Raw genomic sequence first — 19,771 nt, forward strand, 5'->3', positions numbered from 1 at the left:
TTATCCATAACAGTCATCCATTTTCTTTGTCTGAGAAATTAGTTCCAGGAGTTTAGTTGTCACAGTCCGCGACCTTGTCAGGAGCAGCAGTCCCCGGCACGCCGGCGCACGTCGAGGCATTGGAGGCCGTGACGGCGGTCTCCGCGCTGAGCTACGCCGAGCGAAAGCTGTATAAAAACGGGGAGTCGCACCGCATCATTGCCGGTGCCGTCCACTACTTCCGCGTCCACCCCGAGCAGTGGCAGGACAGGATCGACAGGCTTGTCGCCATGGGTGTGAACACCCTTGACACCTACATCGCCTGGAACTTCCACCAGCCCCGTGAAGACAACTCCCCGGACTTTACGAAGTGGCGCGACATTGCCCGTTTCATCACGATGGCCGGCGACTCCGGCCTTGATGTCATTGTCCGTCCCGGCCCGTACATTTGCGCCGAATGGGACAACGGCGGCTTTCCCTCCTGGGCCATCTCCAACCCGGAGATGGTGCTGCGCTCCTCGGACCCCCTGTTCACGGATGTGGTGGAAAAATGGTTTGACCAGCTGCTGCCCGTTATCGAGCCGTTGCAGGCTTGCCACGGCGGTCCGGTGATTGCCGTCCAGGTCGAAAACGAGTACGGCAGCTATGGCGACGACAAGGAATACCTGCGCTGGAACCGCCAGGCGCTCCTTGAGCGGGGCATCACCGAAATGCTGTTTACGGCCGACGGCGGCACGGACTATTTCCTTGACGGCGGCGCCCTGCCAGACACCTGGGCAACGGCAACCCTGGGCTCGCGCGGGGACGAAGCCGATGCCGTGTGGGAGCGCCGGCGCCCGGGCGAACCGTTCTTCAACGTGGAGTTTTGGAACGGTTGGTTCGACCACTGGAGTGAGGACCACCACACCCGGGACGCGGCCGATGCGGCAGACGAAGCCAAGAAAATCCTCGACCTTGGCGGCTCCATCTGCCTGTACATGGCCCACGGCGGCACCAACTTTGGGTTGTCCTCGGGTGCCAACCACGACGGTTCCATCCAGCCGACAATTACAAGCTACGACTCGGACGCACCGATTGCCGAAGACGGCCGTCTGACCGAGAAGTTTCACGCCATGCGCGAGGCCTTCCATGCCGCATCGGGCCGACCGCTGGAACCCATCCCCGCCCATGTGGAACATCCGGCACCTGTCCTTCCCGCCTGCTCGGTTGCCCTGAGCCCCGGCACGGCCCTGCTGGACTTCGTCAGGGCGGTGGAGCCCGTACGCAGCGTCAAGCCGATGTCGTTTGAACAGCTCGGCCTTGACCGGGGCCTTGTCCACTACAGCGCCAAGGCCGTGCTGCCCGCCGGCGAAGGCACCATCAAGATCCGGGACCTGCACGACAGGGCTTATGTGTGGGTGGACAACACCTACGCAGGAGTACTCACCGACGCCAACTGCAACGAGGGCTTGAAAGTCAATGGCACCGGAGAGTTGGCTGGACTTGAGATCCTCGTTGAAAACCAAGGCCGCATCAACTATGGCCCTTGCTTTGGCCAAGGCAAGGGCATCCTCGACGGCGTGCTGATCAACCAGCGCTATGTCTTCCACTGGGACCAGCGACCCATCGACGTGGAAAAGCCGCTGGTCGAGTTGCTCCAAGTGGGCGCGGCATGGGACGGAGCGGAAGTACCTGACAGCACCAGTGCAGCGGCACGGGCCGTCGATGTCCCCGGAGCGGGCTACTTCCATGGGGAACTGCACATTGCGGAAGTCGGCGATACGCACTTGGCCCTGCCAGGCTTTGGAAAAGGGCTGGTTTGGATCAACGATTTCCTGTTGGGACGCTTCTGGGAGATTGGCCCACAAGTGACTCTGTATGTTCCCGGACCGCTGCTGAAGGCAGGGCGCAACAAGATCACAGTGCTGGAACTTGAGCATGGTGGAACGCATGCCGAACTGCACGAAGAACCCAACTTGGGCCTTGTCGGGGTAACGTATGTAGAGGATTTGGGGTAACTCGGAACAAGTTTGAGGAGCAGGCAGTGGCAGTTCGCAAACGCATGGTCGCGCTGGGCGTGGCCGTGGTGTTGCTGGGCACAGCCACTGCCTGCACTCCCGAACCGATCGTCAGCATCGAGAGCATTTCGCAGGGCCCGGCAAAGCCCGCGCTGAAAGTCGGCACCCCCGAAGTTCCCGACGGCGTGGATCCGCAGGAAGGCGAGCTGCTGGCCCAGGTCTACGCCGCAGCGTTGAATGCTGCCGGCATCGAGGCAATTGTCGTTCCAGCTCCGGTAAAGCCCGGGGCACTTGCCACAAGCATTGAATCCGGGCGCATAGACCTGATTCCGGCGTATTCCGCCCTTTCCCCGTCCGGGGGTGGCCCAGCAGCAGATGCCGCCAGTGACATCAGCGATGCGCTCAACCCAACACTGCCCAGCGGTGTGGTCCAGCTTGACCCGGCCAAGGCCGAGGTCCGCGACGCCGTGGTGGTGACTGCCGTGACGGCAGAAAAATACCAGCTCAAGAGTCTCAACGACATTGGCAAGGTGTGCAACCAACTTGTCCTGGGAGGCTCGGCAGGGTTCAAGACCAAGGCCAATGGTCTGGCCGGACTGGGCAGCGACTATAATTGCGTGCCAGAGAAGTACAGGTCGTTGAAACCCATGCTTGACTACGGCCCCGACAGCACCTTGTGGGCACTGCTGCGCGACGACATCCAGATGGCGAGCATGCCCACTTCCTCCCCGGGCATTGCAGACAACTCACTTGTGGTGCTTGATGATCCCAAAAACTTGTTTCCAAACCAAAACATTGTGCCCCTCGCGGCAACCGGGAAATTGCCGGCCGATGTGCAGGCCGACGTCAACAAGGTCAGCGCGGCGCTGGGCACCGAGGAACTGGGCAACCTGAACCGCTTGGCCCAAGACGGGCATTACAACGTGGTTTCGGACGCAGCCACCGCCTGGCTGGTGCAACAAGGGTTGATCAAGGCCAGTTCTTAGCCATTGGCCTGCGGGCCACGCACGTTGCGCGCGCAAACTCCGGCTGCGGTGTGCCATATTGGGTAAATGGCAGAATTCACCCAGTCCACCAAGCTCCACAATGTCCTCTATGACATCCGCGGTCCGCTGCTGCAACGAGCGCAGCAGATGGAGTCCGAGGGGCACCGGATACTGAAGCTCAACATCGGCAATCCGGCACCCTTTGGTTTTGAAGCCCCCGACGCGATTTTGGTGGACATGATCCGTCACCTCCCGCATGCCCAGGGCTACACGGACTCGCGCGGCATCTTCTCGGCGCGCACTGCCGTGGTGCAGTATTACCAGACCCGCGGCATTGCGAATATCGACGTCGACGATGTGTATTTGGGCAACGGTGTCAGCGAGCTCATCACGCTGTCCCTCATGGCCCTGCTGGACACCGGGGATGAAGTTTTGATCCCCACCCCCGACTACCCGCTGTGGACGGCCTCGGTGAGCTTGGCCGGGGGGCGCCCCGTGCACTACCTGTGTGACGAAGACAACGAGTGGTGGCCGGACCTTGAAGACCTTGCCGCGAAGATCACCCCGCAGACCAAGGGGCTGGTGATCATCAACCCCAACAACCCCACCGGTGCCGTGTATCCCAAACACATTGTTCAGGGCATGGTCGACTTGGCCAGGAAACACGATCTGGTGGTGTTCTCTGACGAGATCTACGAGAAAATTCTGTACGACGATGCCGAACACATCAACACGGCCACCATCACCGGCGACGACGTGCTGTGCATGACCTTCAGTGGACTGTCCAAGGCCTACCGGATTTGCGGCTACCGGTCCGGTTGGCTGGCGATCTCAGGACCCAAGGCGGACGCCGCCAACTACCTGGAGGGCATCAACCTGCTCGCCAGCATGCGCCTGTGCGCCAACGCCCCCGGGCAGCACGCCATTCAAACCGCATTGGGTGGGCACCAGAGCATCCAGGACCTGATCCTGCCCGGCGGACGCCTGCGCGATCAGCGCGACCTGGCCTACCGCTTGCTCAATGACATTCCCGGCGTCAGCACCAACCAGGCCAAGGGGGCACTGTATCTGTTCCCGAAGCTTGATCCGGAGGTCTATCCCATCAAAAGCGATGAGAAGTTCGCCCTCGACTTGTTGGAATCGCAAAAGATCTTGATTTCACACGGCACGGCCTTCAACTGGGTCCGTCCGGACCACTTTCGTCTTGTCACTTTGCCAAATCTGCTTGATTTGGAAGAAGCCATTGGCCGCATTGCAGAGTTCCTGAGCACCTACAAACCTTAGCGAAAGGCTCCACCATGTCATTGCCCGTCGGTTTTAGCGATCACCCTTCCGAGCTGCTGCGGGTAGTGCCGGGTTTCGTCCTGGCGGAGCAGCCCACGAAGGTGGCGCCCGGGTTTTCCGGAAAGAAGATCGACGGCGCCGAGACCTTGGCTGTGCGTTCCCCTGTGCTTGCGCAGCTGCAGGAGCAGCTCTTTGCCGAGAGCCGTTTTGGCGGCACGAAGTCGGTGCTGCTGATTTTGCAGGCCATGGACACCGCCGGAAAGGGCGGAATCGTGGGCCATGTGGTAGCTGCCGTGGATCCCCAAGGCGTGAAACTGACAACGTTCAAGACGCCCACCGACGAGGAAAAGGCGCATGACTTCCTGTGGCGGGTGCGTCCGGCAGCGCCCGAGCCGGGCATGTTCGGGGTTTTTGACCGTTCCCATTATGAGGATGTGTTGATTCATCGCGTCCACGGTTGGGCGGACGAAACGGAACTGCAACGACGCTATGACGCCATCAACGAGTTTGAGGCGGAGCTTGCCGAGTGCGGAACCAGCATTGTAAAAATCATGCTCAACCTCGGCCCCGACGAACAGCTTGAACGTCTGGCCGCACGCCTGCACGACCCCACAAAGTACTGGAAGTACAGCCCCACGGACCTGGACGAACGCAAATTTTGGCCGCAATACATGGATGCCTACCAGCGTGTCCTTGACCGGACCAACACTGAGCACGCGCCCTGGCATGTAGTGCCCGCGGACAAGAAATGGTATGCGCGCATGGCCGTGCAGGAAATTCTCATCAAGGCGTTGGGTGGGCTGAACCTGCAATGGCCCGCAGGGGACTACGACCTGGCCCATGAGCGGGCCCGCCTGAAGGACGCCTAAGCGGCCCCGCACTACATGGCGGGACGGGCCCGCGTCCGGGCTCAAGATCAGCCGTTCCGGATCAGTTGAGCAGGATGGGGAAGAACGCACTGAGCGCCTCGGCCACGGTGATGTCTTGGGTTGTCCTGCCAGCAATGAAGATGGCTTTTCGATGATGGTTGGGGAGCACGTGCCCGCCGCCAACCACGGTATACAGCGCAACGGGAGGAGTCCCCTCCTGTTCATAGCGGGTGAGGGTGACAGAAGTTCGGCCACTTTCCTTGCGGTGCGGAAGAACGGTGCGGGTCGGGGCTACCAGGATTTTATTGCGGGCGGCGAAATACTGGGCGGTTTCGGGAGTGGAGGGGCCCCGCTGCCTGCCGAAAAATCTGCCAAACCACCCTTCGCCGCCATACGGGACCACCATGTCGTGCGTCCCGTGGACGAGCATCACAGGCAGTGGCTGCAACTTATCCGCAAAGGGCATGCCTCCAGCCCGTGGCAGCGTTGCACCCACAAGGGCGGCTCCATGGATTTTGCCTGGCATTTCATGAATCAGCCGGATCACCAGCTGACCGCCGTTGGAGAACCCGGCAACAATCACCGGAACGGGGCCGTGCTGGGCATGGAAATGGTCTGCCAGTGCCTCCATGAAGGCAACATCATTGGTGGTTTCGGGGGCGGATTTGTTGTGATTCCACTGCTTCCTAAATCCATCCGGGTAGACGACAGCCACGAGGCCAGTCTCCGCCAAATGGTCAAAACTGTTCCCGCTGTAGGAGCGTACAGCCTGCCCCGTCTGGGATGAGCCATGCAGGACGAGCAAAACAGCGGAGACCTTGGCTCTGCCCTGGCCTTGGGAAATGGCGGCTGCGTCTGCAGGATTGGATGCAGGCGCAGCGTCTCGCGCAACAAGCAGGTACGTCCGCTTTTGACCACCAACCATGATTTCCATGGTTTTGCCAACAACTCCGGGTAAGGCAACAGCGTCCAGTGGTGTGGCACGTTCGGAACCAAGGACGTGTCCCTTGATCCAGCTGAATGCCATGGCGATGTCCCGGCCTGCCGTTGTTGCTACTGCTCGGAGGAAGTTTTGCTGTCGGCGGTGCGGGCCGCGTCGAGGCGGGCCTTGGCACCCTCGAGCCATTCTTCGCAGCGCTTGGCCAAGGCTTCCCCGCGCTCCCACAGTGCAAGGGAATCTTCAAGGCTGGCACTGCCGGCTTCCAGTTTGTTGACCACATCCATCAACTGCTCGCGGGCCTGTTCATAGCTCAGCGCAGCGATGTCCCCTGTTGCACTGTCTTGTGCCGCGCTGCCTGTCGGGGGAGAGGGTGCACCTTTGGTGGGGCTCATGCGTTTTCCTTTGCTGTTGTACTGGGTGGGGTGGGGCTGGCGAAGGCGGACTCTGCGCCGGTCGCGGCAAAATCGCCCCCGGCCACACGAATTCTCAACGGCATGCCGTGGACGACCTGCGCAGGGTCCCGAACAATGCTGCTGTCCTCGAGCTGGACAACGGCATAGCCGCGGTCAAGGGTCTTTTGCGGCGACAAGGCACGGACCTGCGCGCGCAGGTGCGAGAGCCGATCGACGTGGCGTCCCACCTGTGTACGCACAGCGGTCAGAGCCCGGGCGCGGAAGGCGGCGACGTCGTCGTACTTGGTGGAGAGCATGAGTTGCGGATTGGCCAATACGGGGCGCGTGCGCAGATAGGCCAAGCGTTCGGATTCGCGGCCCAAGAGGTCGTGGATGCGCCGGTTGAGCTGCTGGCGTGCCGCATCCACACGCCGCAATTCTTCGCCGACGTCGGGAACAATGCGCTTGGCGGCGTCGGTGGGTGTGGAAGCCCGCAGATCTGCCACCTCGTCCAAGAGCGGACGGTCGGCTTCGTGCCCAATGGCGCTGACCACAGGGGTTTGGGCGTCGGCCACGGCCCGGACCAGCAACTCATGGCTGAACGGCAGCAGGTCTTCCAAGGAACCGCCGCCGCGGGCAATGACAATGACGTCGATGCGCGGGTCGGCGTCGAGTTCGGCGAGCGCGGCGGTCACGGCGGCAACAGCGTTGACACCCTGCACAGCGACCTCGCGGATCTCAAACTCGACGGCGGGCCAACGCAGGGAGGCATTGCGCACAACATCCTTCATGGCATCGGAATTGCGGCCCGTGACAAGGCCAATCCTGTGCGGCAGCAGCGGAAGCGGTTTCTTGCGCCGGGCGTCAAAGAGCCCCTCTGCAGCCAGTGCCTGGCGCAGCTTTTCTATGCGGGCCAGCAAATCGCCCAAGCCTACGGGCCGGATGTCCTGCCCCTGCATGGACAGCCGGCCAGTTTTGAGCCAAAAGTCGGGTTTGAGCTGGGCAACCACGCGTGTTCCGCGTTCCAGCGGTGCTTCGAGCCGGCTCAGGACCGAACCCCAAAGGGTGACGCTGAGGGAGACCTCGGCGTCAATGTCGCGCAGCGTCAAGTAGCTGACGTTGGCACGCTTGTTGAGTTCAATGACTTGGGCTTCAACCCACGCCGGGGGAGCCTTTTCAATGTGCGCCTTGAGCTTCTGGCTCAGCAGCTGCAACGGCCAGGGATTGTCAGGGGAGGTCTCTGCCGCTGTTGTTGCTGTCGCTGGATTGGGCTTGCGTTCAGGGGTTTCTGCCATGGTTGCAGCTCACCACCCTTCACTAAAAGTGTCCTGCCGGGCCGTCGGATGCGTCCCTTGCCACAACTCTAGCTTTCACCACCGACACCCGGACGCCGCTATCCACAGGCATGCACTAATGTTGAAAATTGTTATTGGATTCACTTGTGTTTTTTAAGGGCGGCAAATGCGCACTGCAGGTTCAGCAATTCTTGTCATTCTGGCTTTGGTACTGGCCGCAGCTGCGGGCCCGTCGCTCTGGCTGCAACGCCATATTGTGGACGAAGCTGGTTTCGTGGAACTGGCCGGCCCATTGGGCAGCGACGAGGAGTTTCAGGGAAGCCTCACCGCCACGTTGTCCAGCCAAGCCGCCGCATCGGTGGACCTGCCACCGGTGCTGAATGCGCTGGCCGTGGAAGTTATCAATTCCGCAGTACGTGCCATCTACACCGACCCCGGATATCCAGAGGCATGGTCGCAGACCCTCCAGCGCAGCCACGCATTGACCTTCAAAGCCGCCGAAAACTCGGAAGTAGCCGGGGACGTGCAACTGGACATTGCACCGTTGGTGGGCTTGGTGGCGGCCAAGGTCAGCGCGGACGTCGGTGTCGACGTGCCCACACCCGAGGAGGTTGTGGTGACCATGGACCAGCCGCAGATGGCGCGTGCCCTCCCACTGGCGGCAACGTTGGGAAGCTGGTCGGGTGCGATGGTGCTGATTTCCGCGGGTCTTCTGGTACTGGGCGTCGTGGTGGCCCGGCGCCGTTCACTGACTGTCATCGCCGGGGGTGTCGGTTTGGCGCTCGTCGCGTTGCTATGGGTGCTGGCCTCAAGCCTTGCGGAGACCTTCCTTTCCGGTCTGGCCACGGGTCCGGAGTCCGCGACGGTTATTGGCTCCAAACTCGCGCAGTTGTCCGTGGACAGCTGGCAGGGAGGGATAACAGCCACGTTTATCCTGGCCGCCGCCGTGGCAGTGGCCGGTGTTGCATCTCTCGTGGTGGCACGCACGCGCAGCACGTAGGATGGTGGCCATGAGCACCACTGCCGTTTCCGTTCCCATGCCCGCCGTTCCGCGCCGCCGCCGCACACCCGAAGATGTGACTGGCGCTGCCCCCGTGACGGGCGAAAAGCGAGTACTTCTGGCCGCCCCCCGTGGATACTGTGCTGGCGTGGACAGGGCCGTCATAGCAGTTGAGAAGGCGCTGGAGCACTACGGGGCGCCGGTTTACGTGCGCAAGCAGATTGTGCACAATGTGCACGTGGTTTCCTCCCTTGAGGCTCGAGGAGCCATCTTCGTGGAAGAAAACGAGGAAGTGCCCGAAGGTGCGCTGGTGGTCTTTTCCGCCCACGGCGTCTCCCCGGCCGTGGTCCAATCCGCAGCGGACCGTGGTCTGCGCACCATCGATGCAACCTGCCCGCTCGTGACAAAGGTGCACAAGGAAGCCGTCCGCTTCGCGAAGGAAAAAAACCATATCCTCCTGATCGGCCACGAAGGTCACGAGGAAGTGGAAGGAACCTACGGGGAAGCTCCCGAGAGCATCACGATCGTGAACAACCCGGACGAGGCCCGCACCGTCCAGGTCGAGGACCCAGAGCACCTGATTTGGCTTTCGCAGACCACCCTGTCGGTTGACGAGGCCATGGAGATTGTCGAAATCCTGCGCTCACGGTTCCCCAAGTTGCAGGATCCTCCCAGCGACGACATTTGTTATGCCACCACGAACCGCCAGACGGCAATCAAGGAGATCGCCCCGCAGGCGGACCTGGTGATCGTGGTTGGCTCGGCCAACTCATCCAACTCCGTCCGCCTGGTGGAGGTTGCCCTGGAGTACGGTGCAAAAGCCTCCTACCGTGTGGACTTTGCCCACGAAATTGACGAGACCTGGTTTGAAGGCGTGGCCAGTGTGGGCGTCAGCAGCGGTGCTTCAGTGCCTGAAGTCCTGGTCCAGGAAGTGCTGCACCTGCTGGCCACCTACGGCTACGAATCAGTGGAAGAAGTGGTCACGGCCCAGGAAGACATCCTGTTTTCCCTGCCCAAGGAACTGCGGGCAACACTGAAGGCTGCCGGTGATCCCGACTACAAGGGCGTCCGCAGCGCGAACCTGCTGTGATGCTCCGCTGCTGAGCTTGGGCACCGGCCCGGACTGTTTTGTCCTGGCCAGTGCCATGCCCGGTGGCTAGCCGGCAGCATCCAGGCGGCCGGGCGCGTCGAATTTCGGCGCATCAAATTCCGGTGCGGCAAGCCCGCGTGGTGCCACCTCCACCTGTGCCGGGGCGTCAAGGGTTTTGGGATCCATGGCGTTGAGCTTGCGGGCGGTGGGAAGCACCCGGGCCTCCAGCGTGCCCACCAACTTGTTGTAGCGCTCCACGCTGGTTTTCAACGACACCCCGACGGCCGAGACTGCCTCGCCCATGGTGCCCAAGCGCGAGTACAGCTGGGCCGAAAGCTCAAAGAGCTCCTTGGCGCTTTCAGTCAACACGTCCTGGCGCCAGGTGAAGGCGACGGACTTCAGGATGGCCAGCAGCGAGATGGGCGAGGCCAGCACAACATTCCGGGCCATGGCATAGTCCAGCAGCTCGGGATCGGTCATGAGCGCCGCGGACAAGATGGACTCCACGGGGACAAAGCAGATCACTAGCTCGGGGGAGTTCTTCGCCGAGGTCCAGTACTGCTTGCTGCCCAGCGCATCAATGTGTGCCTTGACCGCTTTCGCATGGCGAGCCAAGTGTTGGCGGGCTTCGGCACTGTCTTCCGGACCGGCGTCGTGCGCGTTGAGGAACGCCGTCAACGGGACCTTGGCGTCCAGTACCAGCTCCTTGCCGCCGGGCAGCCTGACCACCATGTCGGGACGGTGCACGCCGTCGTCCGTGGCAGTGTGAACCTGCTCCTGGAAATCAACGTGTGCCAGCAGCCCGGCTGCCTCCACCACGCGGCGCAACTGCACCTCGCCCCACTTGCCGCGGGCACTGGTAGACCGCAAGGCCGATGCAAGGGAGGACGTGGTGGCAAGCAGCTTGGCATCGGCATCCTTGGCCTCGCGCAACTGCTCGGCCAGCTGTCCGTACTGCTCCACACGGTCGCGTTCAAGCAGTGACACCTGGCGCTGAACGGCGTTGAGCTTCTCCGCCACCGGGCCCAAAGCCTGGAGCACGGAGGCATCAGAGCCCTGCCGCTGCGCCAGCGCATGGTTTTGCGTGGATAAAAGCCTGCGCTCGGCATCGGCGGCGGCAAAACGGGCGTTCAGCTCCGCCGCTCGGGCATGGGCGGCGTCGGCTTCCCCTTCCGCACCTCGCAACTTGGCCAACAACAGCCGCGCCACCACGGCAGCACCAAGCGCCGCCCCTGCCAACAACATCAAAACAGCTACAAGCCAGCCAATTCCATTCATGGAACCACTGTCGCACGGGCCACTGACATTGTGCGTTTCACGGCGCTGCGGCAACCGGAACGGTCCGATATCAGACAGTGAAACAGCGAATGGGCACAAAAGCTGACCCTGACGGTAGAATCACATACCGTGGCTCTTACTATTGGCATCGTCGGACTGCCCAATGTCGGCAAATCAACCCTTTTCAACGCTTTGACGCGAAACAACGTGCTTGCGGCGAACTACCCGTTCGCCACCATCGAGCCGAATGTGGGCGTCGTCAACCTACCGGATCCCCGCCTGGCAACGCTGGCCGGGATCTTTGGCTCCCAACGCCTGCTCCCGGCCGTGGTGTCCTTTGTGGACATCGCCGGGATCGTCAAGGGCGCCTCGGAAGGTGAAGGCCTGGGCAACAAGTTCCTCGCCACCATCCGTGAAGCCGAAGCGATCGCCCAAGTCATCCGGGTCTTTGACGACCCCGATGTCATCCATGTGGATGGCAAGGTTGATCCCCGCTCTGACATGGAGACCATCAACACGGAGTTGATCCTGGCGGACATGCAGACCGTTGAAAAAGCCATCCCGCGCATTGAAAAGGCCGTCAAGCTCAAGCAGCGAGACGCCGCAGAACTGAACGCTGTCAAGGCCGCACTGAGTGTCCTTGAACGCGGCGACACCATCTTCTCTTCCGTCAAGAGCGACAAGCTGGAGATGGAACACCTGACGGAATTGAGCCTGCTCACCGCCAAGCCTTTCATCTACGTCTTCAACGTGGACGACGCCGTGCTGGCCAACCCGGAGCGTCAGGCTGAACTGCGCGAGCTGGTTGCCCCCGCCGATTCCATCTTCCTCGACGCCAAGCTTGAGGCCGACCTCGTGGAACTGGACGAGGACGAGGCCCGCGAAATGCTGGAGATGAGCGGCCAGGAGGAATCCGGCCTCGACCAGCTGGCGCGCGTCGGTTTCCACACGCTGGGCCTGCAGACCTACCTGACGGCCGGGCCGAAGGAATCGCGTGCCTGGACCATCCGCCGGGGCGACACCGCACCGCAGGCAGCCGGTGTCATCCACACCGACTTCCAGCGCGGCTTCATCAAGGCCGAGGTTGTCCACTTTGACGATCTCGTCGAGGCAGGCTCCATGCACGAGGCCAAGGCCAAAGGCAAGGTCCGCATCGAAGGCAAGGACTACGTCATGCACGACGGCGACGTGGTGGAGTTCCGCTTCAACGTCTAATTTGTAATGATTAGGCTCAAGCCTAGAAACATGCTCAGATTACTTTCTAAGGCATGTTTTCTTGTATATCAGTAATAGTGCGGCAGCGTATTGGACAGCGATGATTTCGCATAGGTGTCATCCGTGAACGGCGTTAGGCGTTAAGCAGAAGTGAGGCACCATGCCGAGTTTGATCGGACGTAGCGCTGGCGATCCATTGCGGATGACCTGACCGACCTTGGGTACGTCTTGGAAATGCGAGCCCGCCCGGTCGAACACTTGGCGAGCCCTGGCGATGTCGACCCACTCAGCATTCGATACCACGGGCAGGTCCTGTGGCTCGGCCTATGTGATCGTCATGGATTTGACAGGTCGCACGCCGATTTCAGCCTGGTCGATTTCGACCATCCGGATCGTTCGTAGCCGTCGGTAATCGGGAAGACTGCCTCCGCCTGCCTTGGATCCAGCATGGTGTTCCACGTCCGCGATATCCTTGATCTCCCACCACGTTCCTGGTGGGAGAACGAGCTCCAGCTCAGAGTCCAGATGGGACTCGATCATTATGGAGAGGCTCTTGCCGATGTACAGGCCGGTCTTGGGCACCATCTCGAGTGCCAGAGCCGCCTCATCACCTTCGGTGTCCAACCCTTCAGGTAGCGCGAACGTCAACCCGAGATTCATTATCCACTCATCTTTCAACGTGGTCGCGCGAATGTGGTCATACCGCAGGACCTGACCGACTTCAAGAGCCAAATGATCCTGGAAAGTCTTGTTGGTGAGACGCTCACGAGGTGTCTCAGTAGTCTCGAGCGCAACGATCTGATGAACAGTCACGATATCGGTCGGAACGCTAACGTCGACACCCGGCTCGGTGAACAACGTGATGAGCTCGGCGTGGCAATTGTTATGTTTATAGTCCCACAACGCCTTCCTGCGTGACGTGAGGACATCGACGTTGCGCGATGCCTGCTCCTCAAGAGCTTCAATCCAGATGTTTTCAGCGTGACGAGGCTCCGTGATCGGCCGAAACGGCGGGCTACTCGGATGCTTCGTTTCACGGGTCCTTCGAGCTAATCGGTCAAGGACCTCGGGCGGCGCGAATTCTCTCTGATTGATCTCACTTTCAAGGTAGATCGGTCCCGTGGTGCCCAACTTCAGATCAGGAACCTCGAGACTGATGTGGTCAATAATCCAGCCAGCGGCGGGCAATTGCCACGAGGGTAGCCCTGTTTCGGCGTGCCATGCCTGCGCACTCGAATCGAGAAGCATCTTCGCCACATGGAATCGCACTTCCTTTACTTCAACGATCGCCCGATGCTTCACGAGTATTGAAAGTGCATCGTCATTAGCAATCCGCTCGAGCTTCACCACTCGGGGACGAACGCTCGCCCACCAGGCTCGACAGTCATCACTGATTTCCGCATACGGATTCACATCTCTACGCGTCTTCACGATGGTGTGGAACCAACACGTCGTACCGTTGCACAGTCGACGACAATTCACTGCGAGACACACTCGTCCGTTCAGTGCATCGACCACGAGGCCCCCTCCCTAGTTACCTCACTCTAAATCGTCAGCGAACATCGAGCGTATCCGATGCTCTGTTCCAAAAACACCGGCTGGCATTAGTGTCGACGACAATTGCGTCCTCGATGACGTCGTTAACGGTGAGTGTTAACGGTGAGCCGAAACTTCTCGTGTGCGCCTTGGCTGCGGGAGAGCGAATTACCGCTGCGAAGGTGCCCTGCACCGGACCTGAAGGTAGTTCCGTACCTGAAAGTGGCGGAGTTCCGGGTCAACGTCTATTAGTAGTTTTCAGGTTTTGATCTGACACAGAGTTCTCGTGACGTATCTATCTCTATCTGTTGGATCGTTGAAGCGGCCCCAAGGTTGGGATCTGCTCCGATAATTGGCGGCAGGTGTCCACCGGCCAGTCTGGAAGATCTTCCGAAGTCCCCCCAAAAGCCACGATGGTCTGATCGACAAGGTCGCAACTCGCTTGGAGAAAACCGTCCACACCCATCATTCGTAGCGATGGCCCCTTGTTGGTAGCCCAGAGGGCCCCTGAATCATTCTTTGTGGAGAACGGATCGCCACCGTGGGTGAGGCGATCGCGCAACCACTTCATATCGTTCAGATACATACGTACGTCCCCTCCTCTATAGACGCGCCATTCGCAAAACAAGCCGTCATCTTGAGATTTTGAAGGGATAAGTGTTCTCACCCCCCATTCGCGAGTGAAGAGCGTGAGCTCATAATCTCTCTTGATTGCATCGCGAATTTTATCCGCGTTTAGGGGCAAGATGCGTGTATTTGGGCTCTTGCAGATCTCATTGAAAAATCCCTCTAATGCTGCATACGTAAGCAAAAAAGCTCCCCATCGGAGAGTGTGCTGTCCCTTGCCCTGCAACGTCTTCCCATCGGGACGCTTGGCATAGCGTAGGTCGCTATGAAGCGAGATCATGTCTGACGGAATCTTAAGGCGCTGGCATGTGGTTTTGACCGCGCTGACGACTAGTTCAAGGGGTTCGTTTGTGCTCATCCTCCCATCATGCCTGATCACGTGATGGGGCTGTCTTTGGTTGTCAATAATGACAAATGTTCTAGGTGTCGCGTGACTTCCTAAGGGCCTGCGACGCACGTGCGAGCGATGCTGGCTCCGAGCCTGTAGGCGTTGCTCGGCCACTGAACGCGGTGGAGTTCCGCTTCAACGTCTAACCGACAACGGTCTGAACCCATACCGTACGGCAGAAAACCCGGCACGTTTCACTCTCTACCGGCCGTTGGATCTTTCCGCTGATTTATTAGATGGTTTGGGGTATTCAGCTGACCGGATCTGAGCCCGGAACCTGCGCCAATACCCCCACACATTGTGCTCGTATGTACTGATCTTCACATCATCTTGTGGCTAGGCCGGTAGTAGTGTCCCTTAGAGTGGTGCAACACCCGCCGGTGACCGGTACCTCCCTTAACGTGGCACGGTGGTCACCGTGGGTCCTTCGAGGAAACTCTCACATCCCACTCGAAAGGACATCTCACGATGACCGCTCCTCATATTCTCGACCCTGCCAGCGTACTTTTGCGAAGCTTTGGGTGACGCGTCGCCTGATCTGATGCGTCACTTGCTGCAAACCATGATCAACGCGCTGCTCTCCGCGGACGCTGACGCCGTGGTCGGTGCTGAGTGGGGCAAGCCCTCACCCGACCGGCTGACCCAGCGCAACGGCTACCGCCACCGCGAGCTGGACACCCGTGCCGGCACGATCGATGTCGCGGTACCGAAGCTGCGCCAGGGCACGTACTTCCCGGACTGGCTACTGGAGCGGCGCAAACGTGCCGAAGCGGCCATGATCACCGTCGTCGCCGACTGCTACCTCGCCGGGGTCTCCACCCGCCGCATGGACAAGCTCGTGAAGGCGGGCGCGTGATCAACGCGGTCGTCATGGTGGCCACCGGTGTGAACGCTGACGGGCACCGTGAAGTCCTCGGGGTTCGGGTGGCGACCTCCGAGACCGGGGTCCTGCTGGTCACCTCCGACGCGCACGCCGGGCTCATCGAGGCGATAGCAGCGAACCTGCCCGGGGCGTCTTGGCAACGCTGCAGGACTCACTATGCGGCGAACCTGATGGCGGCGACCCCGAAGAGCCTGTGGCCGGCGGTGAAAGCGATGCTGCACTCGGTCTATGACCAGCCCGATACGGCCAGCATGAACGCCCAGTTCGACCGGCTCCTGGACTACGTCGAGGGGAAACTTCCGAAAGTGTTCGAGCACCTGGATGCGGCCCGTGCCGACATCCTCGCGTTCACCGGGTTCCCCGAGGATGTCTGGCAACAGATGTGGTCAAATAACCCCAATGAGCGCTTGAACAAGGAGATCCGCCGCCGCACCGACGTCGTCGGGATCTTCCCCAACCGCGACGCGATCACCCGCCTCGTCGGCGCCGTGCTCGCCGAGCAAAGCGATGAATGGGCCGAAGGACGCCGCTACTTCAGCCTCGAGGTCCTGGCCCGCTGTCGCCTCACGGCTGAGGACCACGGCGACGTGCCCCACACCGATCTGCTCGCCCTGAAAAGCATGAAGATACAAGCATGAGCCCCACCCAACCCAACGCCTCAGGGCGCCAACCTGACCTTGAGCTCCTCACCCCCGGCCATGACACCGGATGGTGGGACGAACACTGCAGCTCAGCACCCTGGCCCGAGGACTTCTGGCAAGTCGACGGCACCATCAACCCCCACTGGTAGCAAGCCGGCACCAACCCGAAGGAGAAACCAGCACCCACCACCACGCCCGACGACCACGACTTCTGAACCTCAACTACCTCGAAACCCCACGAAACGGGTACACCACTCGACCGGACTTGACCAGGCCGGTCGGCTGAATACCCCAGAGATGGTTAACTAGAAGATCAATCTCAGATCCGTCGCACACTTATGAAGGAGCATCCAACCATGACTTTTATTGTCTATCTTTCCGGTGAGATTCACACCGACTGGCGTGACGAGATCCAGCGCGGTGCACAGGCCGCAGGGCTCGACGTGGAATTTACCTCGCCGGTGACCGACCACCCCGCAAGCGACGCCGCAGGCGACCATCTCGGCGCGACTTCCAGCCAGTTCTGGCGCGATCACCAGTCCGCCAAGGTCAACGCCATCCGCACGCGCACCCTGATTGAACAGAGTGATTTCGTGGTGGTGCGCTTTGGGGACAAGTACAAACAGTGGAACGCCGCCTTCGATGCCGGCTACTGTGCTGCGCTGGGCAAGCCATATGTGACTTTGCACGACGAAGATATTGTCCATCCACTCAAGGAGGTCGACGCCGAGGCTCAGGCTTGGTGCACGACCACCGAACAGGTGGTGCAGACACTGACGTACGTGCTCAAGGCATAAGCCCACGGTTGCTCCGCGCCGGAACGCGCTGGAGTTCCGCTTCAACGTCTAAGTCCCGACCTACCTGAAACTTTTACCGGTGGCCGCCAAGAACACGTGTTCTTGGCGGCCACGCACTTTTTGCCAGCGGTTGTCCCGTTGAAATGATGCCTCAACGGGACCCAGCCTGCCACGCCGGTGCCGTCATCCTCTTAGAAAAGGGGCCAAGGCACCGCTGACATCTGACCGCTCGGAGCCGGAAACTGTCCTCCCAAGCGCAACTGGGCGCAACGGGCGGCGAGCGCTGCGATCTCGTCGGCGGTGAGCAAGTCCGCCAGGTCTCGGCCCAGCCCACCGTGAAGTCCTTTGCTGACACGATCTATGCCGTCGAGTTCCTCAGCGGTCAGGCCCTCTCCCAGCCATCCCCACAGGACCGTGCGCAGCTTGTGGTCACGATGAAAGGTGAGCCCGTGGTCCACGCCGTGCCGCTGTCCGTCAGCCATCGCAAGTATGTGGTCGCCTTTGCGGTCGGCATTGTTGATGATGATGTCGAACACCGCCATGCGTCGCAGCGCCGGCGAGTCTTCGTGAACGAGGGCGACCATCCGTCCGTTCTCATCGCGTCCCTCGAGAACGTATTTCCAGCCTGTCTCCGGCACAAGATCCGTTGCGACCAGGTCCACGGGGTTTTGGGCGGGGTCTTGCTCCTGCCAGAGCTGCACCATTCCTTCGCCCAGCGGACCATCGCGCAGCCAGGTGTGCGGCACCACGTCCCCGCCGAAGACCTGCGAGAGAAGATACGCGGCCACCTCCCGATGAGCCAGACATCCTTGGGGAAAATCCCACAGCGGACTTTCGCCTGCTATCGGCTTATAGACCACCACCACGTCACCGATGCTGCCCAGGAATGTAGCGTTTGAAGCCGTCGTGATGCGGCCGGTGAGAGTCAGCTCAGACGTCGCTAGATTCGGCGCTGCCATCAGTCCTCGGGAGGGGGACAAATGTGCCCGTCGGCGTCCATGGGGTAACCGCAGAGTGGGCACGTTGGGCGCCCAGCGCCCACGATTTCCCGGGTGCGCCTGGCGAAGGCGCGGGCGGTGCCGACCGGCATTCGCACCAGCAGCATTTCCGGCTCGTTGGCGCCGTCTTCACCAGGCCATTCGTCGTCGTCTTCGGCATCGACAGCGGTGATGGGGTGGGCCTCAATGACGATCTGGGCCGTGGTTGGGTCCCACCCCAAGCTCATGGCCCCGGTGCGAAACTGCTCCTGGACGGCCTCGAGCTGGTCATTGTCAACAAGTTCAATGGGAGTACTCGTGGGAACGCTGAAGGGGTTGCCTTCGACGGTGCTGAGCTGGTCGAGAATTTCGTCGATGTTCTGCGCGAGCAGAGCCGCCTGCTGTTTCTCGAGGGCAATACTCACCACCTGCGTCCCTGCGCGCACCTGCAGGTAGAAGGTTCGCGTTCCGGGAAGGCCAATGGTGCCAACGACGGCCCGATCCGGCCAGTCAAACTCGTGGATATGTGTAGACATATGTGTATTCTAGGCACATTTGGTTCACGCCGCTTTTTGCCCTGCACCGCCGCCCACCGGCGCGTCGCCAGCGAGGATGCCGTGCGAAAGCCACGATAGATCGCCCGCGGTGGTGTTGGTCGCGTGGACGCTCGGCCGACTAGAGCCGTAGTGCACGATCGATACAGAGGCAGGGCCAACGTTAATGCGCTGGAACAGGTCAAGGTGCATGCCGAACGCATCGGCAAGGATTGACTTGATGATGTCACCGTGACTGACCGCAACCCACACGGCTCCCGGCCCGTACTCGGCTTCGAAAGCTGCATCGTGGCGCCGAATTGCTGCCACAGATCTGGCCTGCATCCCGGCCATTGATTCACCACCGGGAAATACGACGGCGGACGGTTGCGACTGCACTACCGGCCACAGATCCTCGGTCGCAAGATCACGCAGTGTGCGGCCCTGCCATTGGCCGTAATCGCACTCGATGAGAGCCGGATCGACCAGCGTATTCAGCGTGCCAGCCTGGCGATCGAGGATGAGCTGGGCGCTCTGCTGACAACGCGCAAGGGGGCTCGACACCACCGCAACTACGGGCACGGCCGCGAGCCGTTCTCCGGCCTGAGCCACCTGATCGCGCCCCACCTGGTCCAGATCGACGCCTTGCGCCCGGCCGGCCAGCAGTCCGGTGGCATTTGCTGTGGTGCGGCCGTGCCGCACGAGAATAACTGTCGCCATCCACCCAGCCTAGCCACTCGCTCGATGGGGGTGTGAACCGCACCGCGTCGTGCGTCGAGCAGGCAGGCAAGGCATTGAAGGAACCTTTCAAACACACGGGGCGACCAAAGGGAGGGCCGTGCCGGAACCTGGTGGAGTTTAGGTTTAGGGTTTGCCAGTAAATTAGCCGGTGTTTCGTGTTGTTGGGCCGTATCGTTGTGTTATGGCGATTGGCGTAGAGGTTGAGGGTAGTTTGCGGGCGAAGTTTGATTCGTTGTTGCCGCATTTGGATGAGCGTCAGCGCCGCCTGTTGCTGGGGGCTGAAGCCCGGGTGTTGGGTCATGGCGGGATCAAGCTGGTGGCCC

The 19,771-nt window shown here is 60.9% G+C and carries 18 protein-coding genes and 1 pseudogene; 10 read left to right on the forward strand and 9 right to left on the reverse strand.

All coding sequences use genetic code 11. The features are described 5' to 3' along the window. Positions 1 to 56 precede the first annotated feature (56 nt). The 4 genes from QMG25_RS14975 to QMG25_RS14990 all read left to right on the forward strand — a co-directional run bounded on the left by QMG25_RS14975 (position 57) and on the right by QMG25_RS14990 (position 5,115). Entirely contained in the window at positions 57 to 1,976 is a 1,920-nt protein-coding gene (locus QMG25_RS14975; protein WP_283461611.1) for a glycoside hydrolase family 35 protein, read from the forward strand. A gap of 26 nt (positions 1,977 to 2,002) precedes the next feature. Then, the gene (locus tag QMG25_RS14980; RefSeq protein WP_283461614.1) at positions 2,003 to 2,962 is read left to right on the forward strand and encodes a glycine betaine ABC transporter substrate-binding protein; all 960 of its coding nucleotides are present in this window, start codon (positions 2,003 to 2,005) and stop codon (positions 2,960 to 2,962) included. Between the two features lie 66 nt (positions 2,963 to 3,028). Next, on the forward strand, positions 3,029 to 4,246 hold the full coding sequence (locus QMG25_RS14985) for a pyridoxal phosphate-dependent aminotransferase (RefSeq protein ID WP_283461616.1): 1,218 nt from the start codon (positions 3,029 to 3,031) through the stop codon (positions 4,244 to 4,246). A 14-nt stretch (positions 4,247 to 4,260) separates the two neighbouring features. After that, positions 4,261 to 5,115 carry a PPK2 family polyphosphate kinase gene (locus QMG25_RS14990; RefSeq protein WP_283461618.1) on the forward strand — a complete coding sequence of 285 codons (855 nt, stop codon included), beginning with the start codon at positions 4,261 to 4,263 and terminating at the stop codon, positions 5,113 to 5,115. A 61-nt stretch (positions 5,116 to 5,176) separates the two neighbouring features. On the opposite strand, the gene QMG25_RS14995 is transcribed toward QMG25_RS14990, so the two are convergent. The 3 genes from QMG25_RS14995 to xseA are packed head-to-tail and all read right to left on the reverse strand — an operon-like array spanning position 5,177 to position 7,742. After that, entirely contained in the window at positions 5,177 to 6,142 is a 966-nt protein-coding gene (locus tag QMG25_RS14995; RefSeq protein WP_283461620.1) for a CE1 family esterase, read from the reverse strand. A 26-nt stretch (positions 6,143 to 6,168) separates the two neighbouring features. Next, a complete protein-coding gene (locus tag QMG25_RS15000) occupies positions 6,169 to 6,447 on the reverse strand; it encodes an exodeoxyribonuclease VII small subunit (RefSeq protein ID WP_283461621.1) in 279 nt (92 codons plus the stop codon). After that, positions 6,444 to 7,742, reverse strand: coding sequence for an exodeoxyribonuclease VII large subunit (xseA, locus tag QMG25_RS15005; RefSeq protein ID WP_283461624.1), 1,299 nt, complete (start codon positions 7,740 to 7,742; stop codon positions 6,444 to 6,446). Before xseA ends, QMG25_RS15000 begins: the two co-directional genes overlap by 4 nt. 166 nt (positions 7,743 to 7,908) lie before the next feature. Here xseA and QMG25_RS15010 point away from each other — a divergent pair, with 166 nt between their 5' ends. Both QMG25_RS15010 and QMG25_RS15015 read left to right on the forward strand, forming a co-directional pair. Further along, positions 7,909 to 8,742 (forward strand): hypothetical protein, encoded by an 834-nt coding sequence (locus tag QMG25_RS15010; protein WP_283461626.1) that lies wholly within the window; start codon positions 7,909 to 7,911, stop codon positions 8,740 to 8,742. A gap of 10 nt (positions 8,743 to 8,752) precedes the next feature. Further along, the gene (locus tag QMG25_RS15015; protein ID WP_283461628.1) at positions 8,753 to 9,832 is read left to right on the forward strand and encodes a 4-hydroxy-3-methylbut-2-enyl diphosphate reductase; all 1,080 of its coding nucleotides are present in this window, start codon (positions 8,753 to 8,755) and stop codon (positions 9,830 to 9,832) included. A 66-nt stretch (positions 9,833 to 9,898) separates the two neighbouring features. On the opposite strand, the gene QMG25_RS15020 is transcribed toward QMG25_RS15015, so the two are convergent. Then, positions 9,899 to 11,110: a DNA recombination protein RmuC gene (locus tag QMG25_RS15020; protein ID WP_283461630.1), complete on the reverse strand. Its 1,212-nt coding sequence runs from the start codon at positions 11,108 to 11,110 to the stop codon at positions 9,899 to 9,901. Between the two features lie 129 nt (positions 11,111 to 11,239). On the opposite strand from QMG25_RS15020, the gene ychF reads away from it, so the two are divergent. After that, positions 11,240 to 12,325 carry a redox-regulated ATPase YchF gene (ychF, locus tag QMG25_RS15025; RefSeq protein WP_283461632.1) on the forward strand — a complete coding sequence of 362 codons (1,086 nt, stop codon included), beginning with the start codon at positions 11,240 to 11,242 and terminating at the stop codon, positions 12,323 to 12,325. A gap of 324 nt (positions 12,326 to 12,649) precedes the next feature. On the opposite strand, the gene QMG25_RS15030 is transcribed toward ychF, so the two are convergent. Further along, positions 12,650 to 13,675, reverse strand: a complete 1,026-nt coding sequence (locus QMG25_RS15030; RefSeq protein ID WP_283461635.1) for a hypothetical protein — start codon at positions 13,673 to 13,675, stop codon at positions 12,650 to 12,652. Between the two features lie 487 nt (positions 13,676 to 14,162). After that, the gene (locus QMG25_RS15035) at positions 14,163 to 14,846 is read right to left on the reverse strand and encodes a hypothetical protein (RefSeq protein WP_283461637.1); all 684 of its coding nucleotides are present in this window, start codon (positions 14,844 to 14,846) and stop codon (positions 14,163 to 14,165) included. 498 nt (positions 14,847 to 15,344) lie between these two features. Here QMG25_RS15035 and QMG25_RS15040 point away from each other — a divergent pair. From QMG25_RS15040 to QMG25_RS15050, 3 genes and pseudogenes are all read left to right on the forward strand, one after another. Continuing rightward, positions 15,345 to 16,397 (forward strand): annotated as a pseudogene (locus QMG25_RS15040) (transposase). Then, positions 16,394 to 16,549, forward strand: a complete 156-nt coding sequence (locus QMG25_RS15045; RefSeq protein WP_283461639.1) for a hypothetical protein — start codon at positions 16,394 to 16,396, stop codon at positions 16,547 to 16,549. The pseudogene QMG25_RS15040 and the gene QMG25_RS15045 overlap by 4 nt, the downstream one beginning before the upstream one ends. Before the next feature lie 207 nt (positions 16,550 to 16,756). Next, on the forward strand, positions 16,757 to 17,197 hold the full coding sequence (locus QMG25_RS15050) for a YtoQ family protein (RefSeq protein WP_283461641.1): 441 nt from the start codon (positions 16,757 to 16,759) through the stop codon (positions 17,195 to 17,197). Between the two features lie 191 nt (positions 17,198 to 17,388). On the opposite strand, the gene QMG25_RS15055 is transcribed toward QMG25_RS15050, so the two are convergent. Genes QMG25_RS15055 through QMG25_RS15065 form a run of 3 tightly spaced genes read right to left on the reverse strand, consistent with a single transcriptional unit; the run spans position 17,389 to position 19,427 of the window. Next, the gene (locus QMG25_RS15055) at positions 17,389 to 18,156 is read right to left on the reverse strand and encodes an SCO1664 family protein (protein WP_283461643.1); all 768 of its coding nucleotides are present in this window, start codon (positions 18,154 to 18,156) and stop codon (positions 17,389 to 17,391) included. Further along, positions 18,156 to 18,710, reverse strand: coding sequence for a DUF3090 domain-containing protein (locus QMG25_RS15060; protein WP_283461645.1), 555 nt, complete (start codon positions 18,708 to 18,710; stop codon positions 18,156 to 18,158). Before QMG25_RS15060 ends, QMG25_RS15055 begins: the two co-directional genes overlap by 1 nt. Before the next feature lie 24 nt (positions 18,711 to 18,734). Continuing rightward, entirely contained in the window at positions 18,735 to 19,427 is a 693-nt protein-coding gene (locus tag QMG25_RS15065) for an MSMEG_4193 family putative phosphomutase (protein WP_283461647.1), read from the reverse strand. Between the last annotated feature and the right edge of the window lie 344 nt (positions 19,428 to 19,771).

Source organism: Arthrobacter sp. H35-D1 (genome assembly GCF_030063185.1).
GTDB lineage: Bacteria > Actinomycetota > Actinomycetes > Actinomycetales > Micrococcaceae > Specibacter.